Here is a 14,953-nt window from a genome sequence, read left to right as displayed (position 1 = left end):
ATGTACGTGCCGGCGCAGCCCGAGCCGCCAGAACTGTTGTGCGCTGACGGCTCCGTCCGCCAATACCTGCGTGATTCGACCGACGAGCTGCACGCCCGGCTCGAATCCCTTCCGATTTTTTCCCCGGTGCTGGCCGGCACGGCCGGAACCGCGGACGTCATCCGGCTTCTCGTGGGCTATCACGCTTTCCACACGTCGGCTTCGCTAAATCTTGAGATTGGCTATCGGGAGCTCGGCCGAATGGGCGTCCACGCCCCGGCCCACGCTCCGCTGGCCTTGCTCGCTGGGGACCTGCTCGCACTGGGTGGAACGCTCCCGGTGCATATCGCCATGGAGCGGCCAGGCGCCCGGCCGGAGGCCGCAGGCTGGGTCTGGGTCGTGGAAGGTTCGATGCTCGGATCGCGGGTCATCCACAGGGCGCTGGATTCCCTCTTCGGCCCGCACCTGGAGGGGCGTCGCTTTTTCCAGCCGATGCCCGACAGCGGCGTGCGGTGGAGGGCCGTCTGCTCGAGCATCGAGATGTACGGACGAGGACAAGACGCTCTCGGATGCATGGCCGAAGGTGCACGCCAAGCCTTCGCCTGCATGGAGCGCAGCCTGACACATGCCTATCGCGAATTCCTGAAATGAACGCTGCGACAAGTACAACCGCCCCGCTCGATCTGGACGCGTGCGCGCGCGAACAGATCCATATCCCGGGCTCCATCCAGCCAGCCGGCCTGTTGCTCGTGGTGGAACCCGAAGGCGGCACCATCGTGCAAAGCGCCATCCCCGGCACGCCACTGCTGCAGGACTTCGATTGCCCACGCGGGCAAAGGCTCGAGCGCGTGCTGGGAGGCGCGCTCGCCGGGTTGGCATCGTCGGTCCTGGTCGCGCCCGATCGCGGAACGGTCCATCTCGGCATCGTCTCGCTGAAGGGGGTGGCGCATCATGCAACCGCCCATCGCGCGCAGGGCATGATCCTGCTCGAACTGGAGGAAGCCAGGCCCGACGAACTGGGGTCGCTCGAAGACCTCTACCCGCTCATCCGCGAGTTCATGGCCGACCTCGAACGGGCACCCGATACCGCCGCTCTGTGCGACCTGGCGGCGCGTCAGCTGCGCCGGATCACCGGCCTGGACCGCGTGCTCATCTACCGCTTCGATACCGGATGGAACGGTACCGTCATCGCAGAGTCGCGCAACGAGGCGTTGCCTTCCTACCTCGACCTGCGTTTCCCCGCGTCGGACATCCCTGCCCAGGCGCGCGAGTTGTACCGCACCAGCCGCTTGCGCCTGATCGCGAACTGTGACTACACCCCGGTGCCGATCGAGCCGGCCATCAACCCCCTCACCGGACAGCCGACCGACCTGGGGCAGGCACTGCTGCGCAGCGTCTCCCCGGTGCACCTGCAGTACATGCGCAACATGGGCACCGGGACTTCCATGTCCATCTCGCTCCTGCGCGAGGGCCGGTTGTGGGGGCTGGTTTCATGCCACAACCGCGCCCCGTGCCGGGTGCCCTACAACGTTCGCACCGCCTGCGATCTTCTCGGCCAGGTGCTGGCGTTGCAGGTCGCCGCCAAGGAACATGCGGCGGAAGTGGAGCAGCGCGTGGCCCGGCGCGCCATCCAGGCACGCCTGCTGGCGCTGATGGCCGCGGAAGACGACTTCCTCAAGGGGCTCGCCCGCGAGCCAGGGCAACTGCTCTCGCTCACCCAGTCCGAGGGCGCGGCGATCGTCCACCTGGGCCGCTGCGTCCTGCTGGGCCGCGCGCCCGGCGAACAAGCGGTGATGGAGCTGGTGAACTGGCTCGAGTCCACCCGGCGGGACGACACGTTCCACAGCGACAGCCTGGCCACCGAGTGGCCCGCCGCCCTGGGGTGCAAGGACACCGCCAGCGGCCTGCTCGCGGTGTCGATTTCCCAGATGCACGCGAGCTATGTGCTCTGGTTTCGTCCGGAGATCGTCCACACCGTCCAATGGGGCGGCGACCCGCGCAAGCAGGCCGATCCCGCGCGTCTCAGTCCTCGCACCTCATTCGAGGCCTGGAAGGAGACCGTGCGGTTGCGCTCCCTGCCCTGGACGCAGGCCGACGTGGAGGGTGCCCTGGAGCTGCGGACGGCGATCGTGGACATCGTGCTTCGCAAGGCCGAGGAAATGGCCGACCTCAATGAGCAGCTGGTCCGCAGCAACAAGGAGCTCGAGGCCTTCTCCTATTCGGTGAGCCACGATCTGCGCGCCCCGTTCCGCCACATCGTGGGCTATTCGGAGCTGCTGCTGCAGTCGGCGGGCGAAAAGCTCGGCGACCAGGAAAAGCGTTTCGTGGCCACCATCATCGAGTCGGCCAACTCCGCCGGCGTCCTGGTGGACAACCTGCTCAGCTTCTCGCAGATGGGACGGACCACACTTGGCAAGGTCAAGGTGAACATGCACCACCTCCTGGAGGAAGTGCGCAGGCTGCTCGAAGTGGACACCGTCGGGCGCGACATCGAATGGAAGATCGGCACCCTTCCGACGGTCGAGGCCGACCCGATGATGCTGCGGCTGGTGTTCCAGAATCTGCTGTCCAATGCGATCAAGTTCACCCGCGACGTGGAGAAGGCGGTCATCCAGGTCAGTGGCCAGGCGCAACACCACGAGTACGTTTTTTGCGTTCGCGACAACGGTTGCGGTTTCGACATGCGTTACGTGCACAAGCTGTTCGGGGTGTTCCAGCGGCTGCACCACGTGGAGGAGTTCGAAGGAACCGGGATCGGATTGGCCAACGTGCGACGGATCATCGAGCGGCACGGGGGACGCACCTGGGCCGAGGGCGAGGTCGGCAAGGGCGCCAGCGTCTATTTCACGCTTCCAGATACATCGGGTGTGCAGCCATGAAGGAATTGAGGCCGATACTGCTGGTAGAGGACAACCCCAAGGATGCGGAGCTCACCCTGGCTGCGCTCAAGCGGTGCAAGCTCTGCAACGAGGTGATCCTCATGCGCGACGGTGCCGAGGCGCTCGACTTCCTTCGCAGCGAAGGCAAGTTCGCCGGTCGCGAGGACCCCGGCCCGGTCGTGATGCTGATGGACATCAAGATGCCCAAGCTCAATGGCCTGGAAGTGCTGGAAGAGATCCGCCGTGACGAGCACCTGCGCAGTACGCCGATCGTCATGCTCACCTCCTCGCGCGAGGAGCAGGACCTGATCCGCAGCTACGAGCTGGGCGTCAACGCCTTCGTGGTCAAGCCGGTGGACTTCCGCGAATTCTTCGAAGCCATCCAGGGGCTGGGCATGTTCTGGGGCATCACCAACGAGCCGCCACCGCACCGTGGCAAGAGGAACCGAGCGGAATGACGACATCGCAAGCCCAGAGCCTGGACCCCGCGTCCTGCATCCGCATCCTGCTGCTGGAAGACAGTGCGTTGGATGCGGAGCTGGTCGCCAACCAGCTTGGCGCGGCGGGCCTGCAGTTTTCCCTGGAAAGGGTGTGGACCCGCGAGCAGTTCCTGCAGGCACTCGGCGATCGCCCCGATGTCATCCTCGCCGACCACGTGCTGCCCCAGTTCGATGGCGATACGGCGTTGACCCTGGCCCAGCAACGGGTGCCGCAGATTCCGTTCATCTTCGTCTCCGGCACGCTCACCGAGGAGCTGGCCGTGCAGGCGTTGAAACGGGGCGCCACCGACTATGTGGTGAAGCAGCGCCTGCATCGGCTGCCCGAAGCGGTGCGCCGCGCGATCGCCGAGGCGCGCGAGCGCCTGGCCTTGCGTGCGACCGAAGCGGAGCTGCACCAGAGCAGGAACCGGCTGCGCCAGATTGCCGATGCCCTGCCCGTGCTGATCGCCTACGTCGATACCGGCCAGCACTACCGCTTCGCAAACCGCGCGTACGAAGACTGGTTCGGGCTTGCGCTGCCGGACATCGTCGGCCGTCACGTGAGCGAGGTGAGCGGCGAGGCCACCTACCAGCGGGTGCGTCCGGCCATCGAGCGGGTGCTGGCAGGCGAGCGGCAGAGTTTCGAAACGTCGGTGCCCTACCGCAACGCCTCGTTGCGGCAGGTGCAGGTCGACTATGTGCCCGAGCGCGATGCCGACGGCAGGGTCACGGGGTACTACGCGCTGGGCATGGACGTCAGCAAGCGCAAGGTGGCCGAGGCCGCGCTCCGGGATCTCAACGAAACACTCGAAAGCCAGGTGCGCGAGCGTACCCGTGCGTTGCTGCAGAGCCAGGCGCGGCTGCGTGCGATGTTCGAGACCAGCCTGCAGCACCATGGCCTGGTCTCCCCCGAGGGCCGGCTGCTCGATGCCAATACGACGTCGCTCGAATGCATCCTGTGCACGCGCGAGGAGGTCGTCGGCCGCGTGTTCTGGGAGACGCCCTGGTTTTCCGGGACCCCTGGCGCGCCCGGGATTGCCCGCGCGATGGTGGAGCGCGCCGCGGCAGGCGAAACCGTGCGCCAGGAGCTGACGCTCCTGCTGCCGACCGGCGAGCGCTCATTCGATTACTCGATGCGTCCCCTGCGCGACGCCGACGACAAGCTGGTCGCCATCGTGCCGGAGGCTGTGGAAACGACCGCTCGCCGCCAGGCCGAGGAGGCGTTGCGCCAGTCGCAGAAGATGGAGGCAGTCGGGCAGCTCACCGGCGGGATCGCCCACGACTTCAACAATCTTCTGACTGTCATCGGCGGCAACATCGACATGGCCAGGTCCAGGGCCGAACGCGCCGGCCAGCTCGAGCCCAGGGTCGCGGCCGCCCTGGAGAATGCCCAACGGGGGGCCGAGCGCGCTGCTGCGCTCACCCAACGCCTGCTCGCCTTCTCCCGTCGCCAGCCGCTGCAACCGCGACCGCTGGACCTCAACAAGCTGGTCCTGGGCATGTGCGAGCTGCTGCGCCGCTCGCTCGGGGAAACCATCGAGCTGGAGGTGTCCACCGGGCCGGGACTGTGGCCGGTCGAGGCCGACCCGAACCAGCTCGAGGCGGCCATCCTCAACCTGGTCGTCAACGCGCGCGATGCGCTTGCCTCCGGTGGCCGCATGGTGATCGAAACCTCCAATGCGTACCTGGATGCCTCCTGCGTCGCTAACGACGGCGAGGCTGCACCGGGTCGCTACGCGGTGGTCTGCGTCACCGATACCGGCTGTGGCATGACCGAGGAAACCCGGGCGCGCGTATTCGAACCGTTCTTCACCACCAAGGAAGTGGGGCGTGGCACGGGGCTGGGGCTGTCGATGGTCTATGGCTTCATCAAGCAATCGGGCGGCCACGTGCAGATCGAGTCGGAGCCCGGAAAAGGGACCTGCGTAAAGCTCTACCTTCCCCGCCTCGCGCGTGAAGCCGCGCACGAGGCAGAAGCCCCCTGCCGGGGTGAACTGCAGGGCAGTCTCCGCGAGGAGACCGTGCTGGTCGCCGAAGACGACGACGACGTGCGTGCCTACACCGTCGAGTGCCTCAGAGGCCTGGGCTACCGGGTACTTGAGGCCCACGACGGCGCATCGGCCCTGCGCCTGCTGGAGCGCCAGGAGGGGCCGGTGCAGTTGCTGTTCACCGATGTGGTCATGCCCGGCATGTCCGGTCGCGAACTGGCCGATCGCGCCCGACAGATGCATCCGGGACTGCAGATCCTGTTCACCTCGGGCTACACGCGTGATGCGATAGCCAGTGGCGGCCGACTGGAGGCTGGCATCACCATCATCCCCAAGCCGTTTACCTACGCGGGCCTTGCAAGCAAGGTCCGCGACGTGCTCGAAGGGCGTACGGCCTCTTTGCAATAGGCGATGAGGCAGCCGGCCCGGGGCTGGCTCGAAGCCTCGCCAGGCGCGCGGCGGCTCTGGCCGCAGCTGCGCAGGCGAGGCCCCTGCGCCCCGCTTCAGGCATTCACACGCACCACGTTCAACGGACCGTATGGGTTCGCGCGCACGGGCGTGGGTGTTTGCACGACGCGCCGTTCCGCGAAGCCGCGACCATCACGTGCGCACTATCTGCACGAAATCACTCCCTTGTGTTCACAAGTGGATAGGCGCGGCGTCGCCTTGCAGGCAAGCTCCCCCGCTCATTACCTGTCGATGTCCGCAGGGGCATCGTCCATCAAGGCGGCAGAGCAAGCGCCGACATGCATGGACCGTTCTTACGGGAGGTCGCGGTAGGCACAAGAGCGGACAAGGAACACGGTGGCGTTGCCCGGAAAATCAGCACCCAACTGGTCGGCAAACAGCCTGCTCGGCTCCCTGTCGCTGGAGGACATGTCGTTGCTGGCGCCGCACCTGCTGCCCTGGTACGGCGAACCCGCAGACGTGCTGTATGCACCCGGCGACAACGTGGGAACCGTCTATTTCCCCTGTGGGCCCAGCCTCGTCTCTTACCGCGTCATGCTCGACGATGGCCGGGGCGTGGAAACAGCGCTGGTCGGCCGGGAGGGCGCCGTGGGCGGCATTGTCAGCCATGGTCGGCTGCCCGCTTTCGCGCACGCCCTGGTGCAGTTTCCTGGCCTGTTCTATCGCATGAGGACGGGCCAGCTGGAACAGGCGAAGATCAGCTCGCCTACCCTGCGGCTCCAGTTCGCGCGGTATGCCGACTGCATGGTCGCGCAGGTGTTCCAGTCGGTCGCCTGCAACGCGGCCCACACCATCGAGCAGCGCGCGGCCAAATGGCTGATCGCGGCACTCGACCGTACCGGGGACGGCGACGTGCCGCTGACCCAGGAACAACTGGCGTCGATGCTCGGGGTCGGTCGCAGCTACATCAGCCGTGTCGTCCAGAACATGCGGCTGCGCGGCGTCCTGGAAACGCGGCGAGGGACGGTGAAGGTGCATGACATGGCCGAACTCCAGCGCATGTCGTGCCGATGCAACGACACCGTTCGCCGGCACTTCGGGGAGGTCCTCAAGGGCGTCTATCCGTCCGACGACGACAGCGTCCGCACCGGAAAAGCCCAGCCCCCGCCCGGTACGGACACGACCAGTTGAGCGGCGCCGGGCGGCTGCTCAGGCGGCATGGGGAAGGCTGAGGCCCGGGGCCGGTGGGCCGGGCCGCGCGACGACAATACGCGGCCACTGGATTGGCGGAGAGAGTGGGATTCGAACCCACGGAAGGTTTGACCCTTCGCCGGTTTTCAAGACCGGTGCCTTAAACCGCTCGGCCATCTCTCCGTTGGACTTGGAACGCGTTGCGCGCCTCAGGCGAGGCGATCCAGACCTCGCAGATAGGGCTTGAGTGCGTCGGGTACGGTAATCGAACCGTCGGCGTTCTGGTAGTTCTCCATCACCGCGATCATGGTGCGGCCGATGGCCAGGCCGGAGCCGTTCAAGGTGTGGACCAGCTCGGGCTTGCCGGTTTCCGCGTTGCGCACGCGCGCCTGCAGGCGGCGGGCCTGGAAGTCCTCGCAGTTGGAGCAGCTGGAGATTTCGCGGTAGGTGCCCTGGCTGGGCAGCCACACTTCCAGGTCGTAGGTCTTGGCCGCGCCGAAACCCATGTCACCGGTGCACAGCAGCATCTTGCGGTACGGCAGGCCGAGCAGTTGCAGGACCTTTTCGGCGTGGCCGACCATTTCCTCCAGCTGCGCATAGGACTCGCCAGGCCGGGCGATCTGCACCATCTCGACCTTCTCGAACTGGTGCTGGCGGATCATGCCGCGGGTGTCGCGACCGTAGCTGCCGGCTTCGGCGCGGAAGCACGGCGTATGCGCGGTCATGCGCAGCGGCAGCGCGTCGGCGTCCTGGATGGTGTCGCGGACGAGGTTGGTCAGCGGTACCTCGGCGGTGGGGATCAGATAGCGCTTCGACTCGCCCACCTGGGTCGCGAACAGGTCGTCCTCGAACTTGGGCAACTGACCCGTGCCCTGCATGCTCTCGGCGTTGACGATCACCGGGACGTTGCATTCGAGGTAGCCGTGCTCGCCGGTGTGCAGGTCGAGCATGAACTGGCCCAGCGCGCGATGCAGATGGGCCAGTTGGCCGCGCAGCACGGTGAAGCGTGCACCGGAAAGCTTGGCGCCGGCATCGCCATCTAGCCAACCGTGGCGCTCGCCCAGTTCGACGTGGTCCTTGACCTCGAAGTCGAAGTGGCGCGGCTCGCCCCAGCGGCTGATCTCGACGTTGTCGTGCTCGTCCTTGCCAGCCGGAACCGACTCGTGCGGGAGGTTGGGCAGGCCCAGCGCGATGCCGGCGAGCTTGCACTGCACTTCGCCCAGCGCCTGCTCGTTGGCCTTGAGCCGGTCGCCAATACCGGCGACTTCGGCCATCAGGGGTGCGATGTCCTCGCCCTTGGCCTTGGCCTGCCCGATCGCCTTGGAACGCGTGTTGCGCAGGTTCTGCAGTTCCTGCGTCTCGGTGGACAGACGTTTGCGCTCGGCCTCCAGCGCCTCGACGGCGACGACGTCCAGGTCGAAGTTACGGGTTTGCTTGAGGCGCGCGGCGGTCTCGGCCAAGCGCGAACGCAAAAGAGCGGGGTCCAGCATGGGGGCGTTCCGTCGAAGTGCTTGAACGGTCGATTATCGCTGTGCGGGACAGGCGCTAGCAACGCGATGCCGCCTTTGGGCCATCTGTAAGCAGCCAGCCGGCGATGCCTGGACGGTGCGCCATCGCCTCGCCAGCGCGCGCAACGCTAGCGATCACGCGGATTCAGCGGCTCCGGCTTTGGACGGGAAACCCATCTTGGTCGTGGAGGTGGCCGATAAGCGTCACCTCCACAGTGGTACCGGTTCCGGCGGCCGGTCAGAACGAATAGAGCATGGACAGGGTAAACACGTCAGCGTCGGTGTCGTTCGTGGAATCGAACGGATGGTCGAAGGTGTAGCGCTGGTACTGCAGGCGCACGCCGACGTGTTCCCAGTGGTAGGTTCCGCCCAGGCCCAGGAACAGGTTGTTGCCCCAGTCCGTGCCGGTGCCGGAATCGATTTCCATACCGTTCAAGTGAAGGGTGTAGGGCGCCCGGATGCGCCAGCGCATCATGCCCACCTGGGCAAACATGTCCAGCGTATCGTCGATCGGCCAGATGCCCAGAACGGACAGCCCCAGCCCGCGCGCCTGGAACTTCGTGCTCGAATCGAGCACGCCCGAAATCGGCGTACCCGGCGGGATGTTGAAGCTGCCCACGCGTTTGACGTCGCCGAAGTTGACGTAATTGAGCTCGGCGGCAATGTAGGGATTGAACTTGTACCCGCCGAAGAACTGGTAACCCGTGGTGGATTCGTCGAAGCGATACTGGTCCTGCGACAACGGGTTGCCAAACGGATCGGTAAACGGCAGATGGCGCTCCGCTTCGGTGGCGTGCAGGCTGAAGCTGTCCGTGGCGATGCCGGCGCCGACATACCAGGGCTGGCTTTGCGCCGCTTGCGCCGAACCGCACATGGCTGACGCGAGCAGGAGAACGGCAAGGAAACTCTTCATGTATTTCACTCGTTTGCTGTTGGAAGGAGCGGGCTCCATCGCCCGCGGGTATGGATCCGTCATTGGTTCGCGTGCGTTGGCGCACGCTCGGGTCCCGGCACGGAGCTGGCCGGTTGCTGCTGGGGAATCGAAATAGAAGCGGTCGCCCGCGGAAAGAAACGATCGTCGAACAGCCTGGCTTGCTGCCACAGGACGTCGACCGGTTGACCGCCGGTGTCGGCAGCGACGGCGCCGACCCACAGGCCGTGTTCCCAGGCGCGCAGTTGCCAGGCATCGGCGGCGGCTGTGGCGCCATCGAGCTGCAGCAGGCGCGGCGCCTGCCCGGCGGCCAGGCTTACCGAAAGATCGCGCAGGTCGCGGCCGATCCCCACTCCTTGGGCTTTCAGACATGCCTCCTTGCGTGTCCAGCAGCGGTGGAACGCGACCATGCGCTCCGATACCGGCAATTCGTCGAACAGCATCCGCTCGAGCGGCGACATCACCTGGCGGACAAGCGCATCGAGCTCGGGCAAGACGCGTACCCGCTCGAGGTCGACCCCCACGTCGAAATCGCACGCGACGGCGCAGACGGCGCGTCCCGCGGCATGGGTGAGGTTGAACCGGATGCGCCGATCGTCCAGCGCCGGCCGGCCATGTGCATTGTAGGTGAACACGAGCGAGTGCGCCGGTCGCCCGACATAGCACGCGAGCAACGCGCGCAGCTGGCCGCGGCCGGCCACGAATCGCCGGTGCAACAGCGGATCGGCCAGGCGGCTGGCACGTGCGTGCTCGTCCGCGTCGAGCAGGACATGCAGGGCGCGCGCTTCGCCGTCGCTCACATCCAATGCCAGTGGCCAGAGGTGGATCTGGGCCGGCGACGGTAGCTCAAGCGCGCTCATGCGGTACCGACGGTGGCGAGCGCAAACGGATACAGATCGCGCACCAGCGCTGGCAATACCAGCTGTGGCGCCTCGTTGATGAAGAAATGGCCGCCCGGGAACATGCGCAGCGTGATCGGGGTACCGCTGTACGCTTGCCACGCCTGCAGCGTGTCCCGGCCCACGCCCTGGTCGGCCAGGCCGCCGTAGACCGACAGGCCGCATGGCAATGGTTCGGGCTGCTGCCGTCGATAGTTGCGGGCCATGGCGAAATCCGCCCGCAGCGTGGGCAACAGCATGTGCATCAGCTCGTCATTGCGCAGCACTTCTTCCGGCGTGCCCTGCATGCTGCGCAATTCGTCGATGAAACCCGCATCGTCGAGGGCATCGCAGTCGCGCCCTCCACGCATCAGGTGCGGGGCACCGCGACCGGACATGATCATGTGACAGGGCGGCGGCAGGCCGCGGCGCGCCAGCTCCAGCACCAGTTCGTAGCTGACGACGGTACCCAGGCTGTGACCGAAGGTGGCGTAAGGCCGCCCCAGCTCCGGCTCGATGGCGTCGGCCAGCTGTCGCGCCAGCTCGGTGGCATCGCGCAGTGGCGGTTCGTCGTATCGCCCCTCGCGTCCGGGGAGCATGATCGCGACAGGCTCGATCATGTCCGGTACGGTCTGTGGCCAGCGACGGAAGACCGCGCTTCCGCCCCCCGCATAGGGAAAACAGAATAGTCGCAGGCGCGCCTGGGGCCTGCGCGCCAGAGGTACGAACCAGGCGAGCGGGCGCGCGCTCAAGGGGCGCCCCCGATGGGCGACGCAGCGGCCGTGGACAGCCGCCCGACCGCCGCCAGCCGGCGAGAACCGGCCACCGCACCGGCCAAGGCCATCAACACCAGCCCGATCAGCACGAACATCAAGGCCATTCCGCGTCCCGGCCCTGCGCCAAACCAGTGCCCCATCGCAGGGGCGAGTGCCCCATCGGCGGCCATCCAGGGTTCGAAGAAGTGCGTCGCCAACCAGGGAGAAGCCAGGTAAGCCGCCGGCAGGCTGCCGAAGGCGACGGTGTTGCGCACGGCGAACACCCTGCCCTGCAGCGCACTCGGCACGCGGTCCTGCCAGATGCTCTGCAGGCTGGCGTTGATCAGGGGAATGCAGATGAAGTAGCAGAACACCGCCCCGCCCCACAGCCACACCGACGCCCGCAGGCCACCGAGCACCATGCACAGGCCGCCAATGGCCAGGCCGCCCCACACCCCGCGCATCGGTTGCGTCGGCACACCCCACGTACTCGTGGCCAGGCCGCCGACCACCATGCCCGCGCCGCCGACACTGACCAGCACGCCGAGCACCGCTTCGGTACTGACGGTCAATACCATCGGCGTGAAAAGCACCTGCACGAAGCCGATGGAGAAGTTGCAGGCGGCCACCAGCAAGAGCAGCCAGCGCAGCCCCGCCGTGTCGCGGATGTGGACCAGTCCCTCGCGCAGCTCCTGCATGAACGGCGTTCGCGAGCCGCTGCCCCGGCGGTCCAGTTCGGGAAAGCGCAACAGGGCAAGCGACACGGCCGCGATCGTGAAACTGGCGCAGTCGACCAGCAGGATCGCCCGCAGCCCCGTCGCCGCCAGCAGCACGCCGGCCAGCAGCGGGCCGGCCACGAACGCGCCGGCCAGGCCCAACTGGACCATGCCGTTGGCCCGGCCGCGCGCCTCCCCGTCAAGCACCAGCAGAGCCACCGACGCGGCGTAGGCCGGCTGATGGAACGATGCGAAGGTCGCCCCCAGCAGGGTCAGCGCATACACCTGCGGCATTTCCAGACCTTGGCGTGCGAGCAGAATCAGCAATGCCAGGCCACAGAGCCCTGCACCCGCATCGCAGGCGACCATCACCCGCTTGCGTCGCCAGCGGTCGACCAGCACACCCGCGAACGGCGAGAGCACCACGGGCGGCAACATGGCGCAGAACACCACCAGGCCGAACTGCGTGACGGAGCCGCTGCGCTGGTAGACCCAAACGCCCAGTGCGAACGACAACATGCTCGAACCGAGCGCGGAAAGGGCCTGTCCGGCCCATAGCGTGAGGAAGGTCGCGTGCAGTTTCATGTGTCGCAGGTGTCCGGCGTGGAGTGGTGGGCGACCGCTTGCGCGATGGCTCGTATGAGGGTGATGGGCGGGCTCGCGGCGCCAGAAGTAGCGACGTGCGGATGGCGACGGCTGGCGCACCGCCAGCGCGTCAACGCGGGCGGATGCCCCGCCATCGCCACGCCGCGGGACGCGCGACCTTGGCACCGGCCGCGCCTCGCCCATCCATGGGGACGGAGCGCCGTGCGACGATTTCCACCCGCGCTGCCGATCTTCTGCACTGTCTGCTCTCCGTGGCAGCCATCGCGCACGTCAGGCGGATTCCGCCGTTGCTTGCGGAGCCCGTTCGCTTGACGCCATGGCTCGATCCAGGTGCTTGCGCAACACCTTTGCCAGTTCCGCGACGTGGGGCTGCGCAAGCATGCTGAAGTGATCGCCCGGCACTTCCTCGACGATCACCCGCCCATGTGCGACGTGCTGCCAGTGGCAAGCAGCCAACGGCGATGGATTGCCCGCGGCGGCGAAGAGCACGATCTCACCTTCATAAGGCTCCGATACGTGGCCGGCGTAGGCGCGCAGGTTGGCCTCCAGCACGCGGATCTGGCGCAGCGCATCCTGCCGCCCATACCCTGCTGGCAACACACCGGCGGCGACGCCCTTGGCCAGCACGAAGGACACACAGTCCTCTTCGTCCAGCGCCGTGATGTCGGCTGCACCGAAGCCCAGAACGCTGCCCCACAGACCTGCCACCAGTTCGGCACGGCCTCGGGGTGCTGCCATCGACGCCGGGTAGGCATCGAACAGACCCAGGAACGCCACCTCTTCCCCGGCAACGCGCAATCGGCGGGCGATCTCAAGCGCAACGGTTCCACCCATGGAATAGCCGCCCAGGCGATAAGGCCCCTGCGGTTGAACCTGTTGCATCGCCTCCATGTAGCTGGCGGCCATGCTGCCGAGGTCCTCGCACGGCGCCTGCCCGGGCTCCAGGCCAAAAGCCTGCAGCGCGTGGACGGGTTGCCCCGGCCCGAGCGCGCGGGCCAGCTCGGCGCAGAAGTACACGCCACCCTCGATGGGGTGGACCACGAACAGCGGCGCCGTGCCGGGCGCACCCGGCTGCACTTCGACGGCCGGCGACCAGGTCGGCTCCGATGCATCGGCGATCGCGCGCGCCATCGCTCCCAGCGTGGGGGCCGCGAATATCTGGCGGGGCGTGAGCGTATGCCCGAGCGCGTCACGCACGCCGGTGGTCAGTCGCATCACCATCAACGAGTGGCCGCCCAGTTCAAAGAAATTGTCGCGCAGCCCGATCGGCGCCTCGCGGCCCAATACGCGCGCCCAGACCGCCGCCAGCGACCGTTCCACCGCCGTGGAAGGTTCCACGTAGCTCGCGTGCGATGCGCCGGCCAGGTCCACCGGCGGCAGCGCACGATGGTCGAGCTTGCCGTTGGCGGTCATCGGCAGGGCGTCCATGCGCACGAAATGGGCCGGTACCATGTAGTCGGGCAGCCGGGCGCGCAGGCCGGCGCGCAGCGCATCCTCGTCCAGGGGGGCGGGGATCACTACGTAGGCGATCAGACGCTTGTCGTCGCCATCGACAGTGGCCACCTGCACACTGGCCTCCCGCACGCCCTGTAGTTCGGCGAGCGCCGTTTCGATCTCGCCCAGTTCGATGCGGAAACCGCGGATCTTTACCTGCTGGTCGATGCGCCCCAGGTACTCCAGGTCGCCAGCGGGCAACCTTCGCACCAGATCGCCCGAGCGATACCAACGGCTGCCCGCTCCGCAGTGGCCGGCGACGAAGCGCTCCGCCGTCAGCGACGGACGTCGCAGGTAGCCTCGCGTGACGCCAGGCCCGGCGATCCACAGCTCTCCGGGCACGCCCAGCGGCGCGTCATGGCCGTGGGCGTCGACCACCCTGCTCGACAGGTCTGCCAGCGGTCGGCCGATGACGCTACCGCGCGGGGCATCGAGCTCGGACTCGGTCATCCGATGGAACGTCGCCGCCACGGTCGTCTCGGTAGGACCGTACATGTTCACCACGCGCGAGTGGTCGCCATAGCGTGCGAACCACGGCCGCAGGCTGGCCGGATCCAGCGCTTCGCCGCCCAGCGCCACCTGCCGCACCGACAACCGCTGCGGCGACTGCGCATCCACCCGCAGCAGGCTGCGGAACGCCGTCGGCGTCTGGTTGAGGAAGGTCACCCGCTCACGCAACAGCAGCGCGTGGTAGTCCTCCGGCGAGCGGCTGACCCAGTAAGGCACCACCACCAGGCAGCCACCGTGCAGCAGCGCGCCCCACATCTCCCAGACCGAGAAGTCGAACGCGCAGGAATGGAACAACGTCCACACCTCGTCGGGGCCGAAGTCGAACCAGCCACGCGAGGCCTCGAACAGGCGCACGACCTGGCTATGCTCCACCTGCACGCCCTTCGGGCGTCCGGTCGAACCAGAGGTGTAGATGATGTAGGCCAGCTGTTCCGGCTGATTCCGCGGCGCGGGATTGTCCGCCGGCTGCGCGGCCAGGGCCGCCTCGTCCTCGTCCAGCAAAACCAGCGCGAAGTCGCCCGGCGGAATGTGCTCACGCACGCTCTGCTGGGTCAGCACCGCCAGCGGCCGGGCGTCCTCCAGCATGTAGGCCAGGCGCTCCGGCGGACAGGCCGGGTCGATCGGCAGGTAG

11 protein-coding genes and 1 tRNA gene are annotated in these 14,953 nt (G+C 67.2%); 5 read left to right on the top strand and 7 right to left on the bottom strand.

Going from position 1 to position 14,953, the window contains the following annotated elements; all coding sequences use genetic code 11:
• The 5 genes from J7I44_RS02445 to J7I44_RS02425 all read left to right on the top strand — a co-directional run bounded on the left by J7I44_RS02445 (position 1) and on the right by J7I44_RS02425 (position 6,924).
• On the top strand, positions 1-630 hold the full coding sequence (locus tag J7I44_RS02445; RefSeq protein WP_209615155.1) for a biliverdin-producing heme oxygenase: 630 nt from the start codon (positions 1-3) through the stop codon (positions 628-630).
• A complete protein-coding gene (locus tag J7I44_RS02440; protein ID WP_209615150.1) occupies positions 627-2,858 on the top strand; it encodes an ATP-binding protein in 2,232 nt (743 codons plus the stop codon). Before J7I44_RS02445 ends, J7I44_RS02440 begins: the two co-directional genes overlap by 4 nt.
• Positions 2,855-3,316 carry a response regulator gene (locus tag J7I44_RS02435; protein WP_209615147.1) on the top strand — a complete coding sequence of 154 codons (462 nt, stop codon included), beginning with the start codon at positions 2,855-2,857 and terminating at the stop codon, positions 3,314-3,316. The genes J7I44_RS02440 and J7I44_RS02435 overlap by 4 nt, the downstream gene beginning before the upstream one ends.
• Complete coding sequence (locus J7I44_RS02430; RefSeq protein WP_209615144.1) at positions 3,313-5,733, top strand: PAS domain-containing protein; 2,421 nt, start codon at positions 3,313-3,315, stop codon at positions 5,731-5,733. Before J7I44_RS02435 ends, J7I44_RS02430 begins: the two co-directional genes overlap by 4 nt.
• Positions 5,734-6,129: 396 nt before the next feature.
• The gene (locus J7I44_RS02425) at positions 6,130-6,924 is read left to right on the top strand and encodes a Crp/Fnr family transcriptional regulator (protein WP_209615141.1); all 795 of its coding nucleotides are present in this window, start codon (positions 6,130-6,132) and stop codon (positions 6,922-6,924) included.
• 93 nt (positions 6,925-7,017) lie between these two features.
• On the opposite strand, the gene J7I44_RS02420 is transcribed toward J7I44_RS02425, so the two are convergent.
• From J7I44_RS02420 to J7I44_RS02390, 7 genes are all read right to left on the bottom strand, one after another.
• Positions 7,018-7,107, bottom strand: a tRNA-Ser gene (locus J7I44_RS02420).
• A 26-nt stretch (positions 7,108-7,133) separates the two neighbouring features.
• Positions 7,134-8,414: a serine--tRNA ligase gene (gene serS / locus J7I44_RS02415; RefSeq protein ID WP_209615137.1), complete on the bottom strand. Its 1,281-nt coding sequence runs from the start codon at positions 8,412-8,414 to the stop codon at positions 7,134-7,136.
• Positions 8,415-8,670: 256 nt separating this feature from the next.
• On the bottom strand, positions 8,671-9,345 hold the full coding sequence (locus tag J7I44_RS02410) for an outer membrane beta-barrel protein (protein ID WP_209615135.1): 675 nt from the start codon (positions 9,343-9,345) through the stop codon (positions 8,671-8,673).
• 59 nt (positions 9,346-9,404) lie between these two features.
• The gene (locus J7I44_RS02405) at positions 9,405-10,223 is read right to left on the bottom strand and encodes a 4'-phosphopantetheinyl transferase family protein (protein WP_209615130.1); all 819 of its coding nucleotides are present in this window, start codon (positions 10,221-10,223) and stop codon (positions 9,405-9,407) included.
• Positions 10,220-10,993 (bottom strand): thioesterase II family protein, encoded by a 774-nt coding sequence (locus tag J7I44_RS02400; RefSeq protein WP_209615127.1) that lies wholly within the window; start codon positions 10,991-10,993, stop codon positions 10,220-10,222. Before J7I44_RS02400 ends, J7I44_RS02405 begins: the two co-directional genes overlap by 4 nt.
• The gene (locus tag J7I44_RS02395; RefSeq protein WP_209615125.1) at positions 10,990-12,297 is read right to left on the bottom strand and encodes an MFS transporter; all 1,308 of its coding nucleotides are present in this window, start codon (positions 12,295-12,297) and stop codon (positions 10,990-10,992) included. Before J7I44_RS02395 ends, J7I44_RS02400 begins: the two co-directional genes overlap by 4 nt.
• A 291-nt stretch (positions 12,298-12,588) precedes the next feature.
• A partial coding sequence (locus tag J7I44_RS02390) for an amino acid adenylation domain-containing protein (RefSeq protein ID WP_209615122.1) occupies positions 12,589-14,953 on the bottom strand: 2,365 nt, incomplete at its 5' end.

Source organism: Frateuria flava (genome assembly GCF_017837635.1).
Classification (GTDB): Bacteria; Pseudomonadota; Gammaproteobacteria; order Xanthomonadales; family Rhodanobacteraceae; genus Frateuria_A; species Frateuria_A flava.
This window is presented reverse-complemented; position numbering and strand designations above follow the sequence as displayed.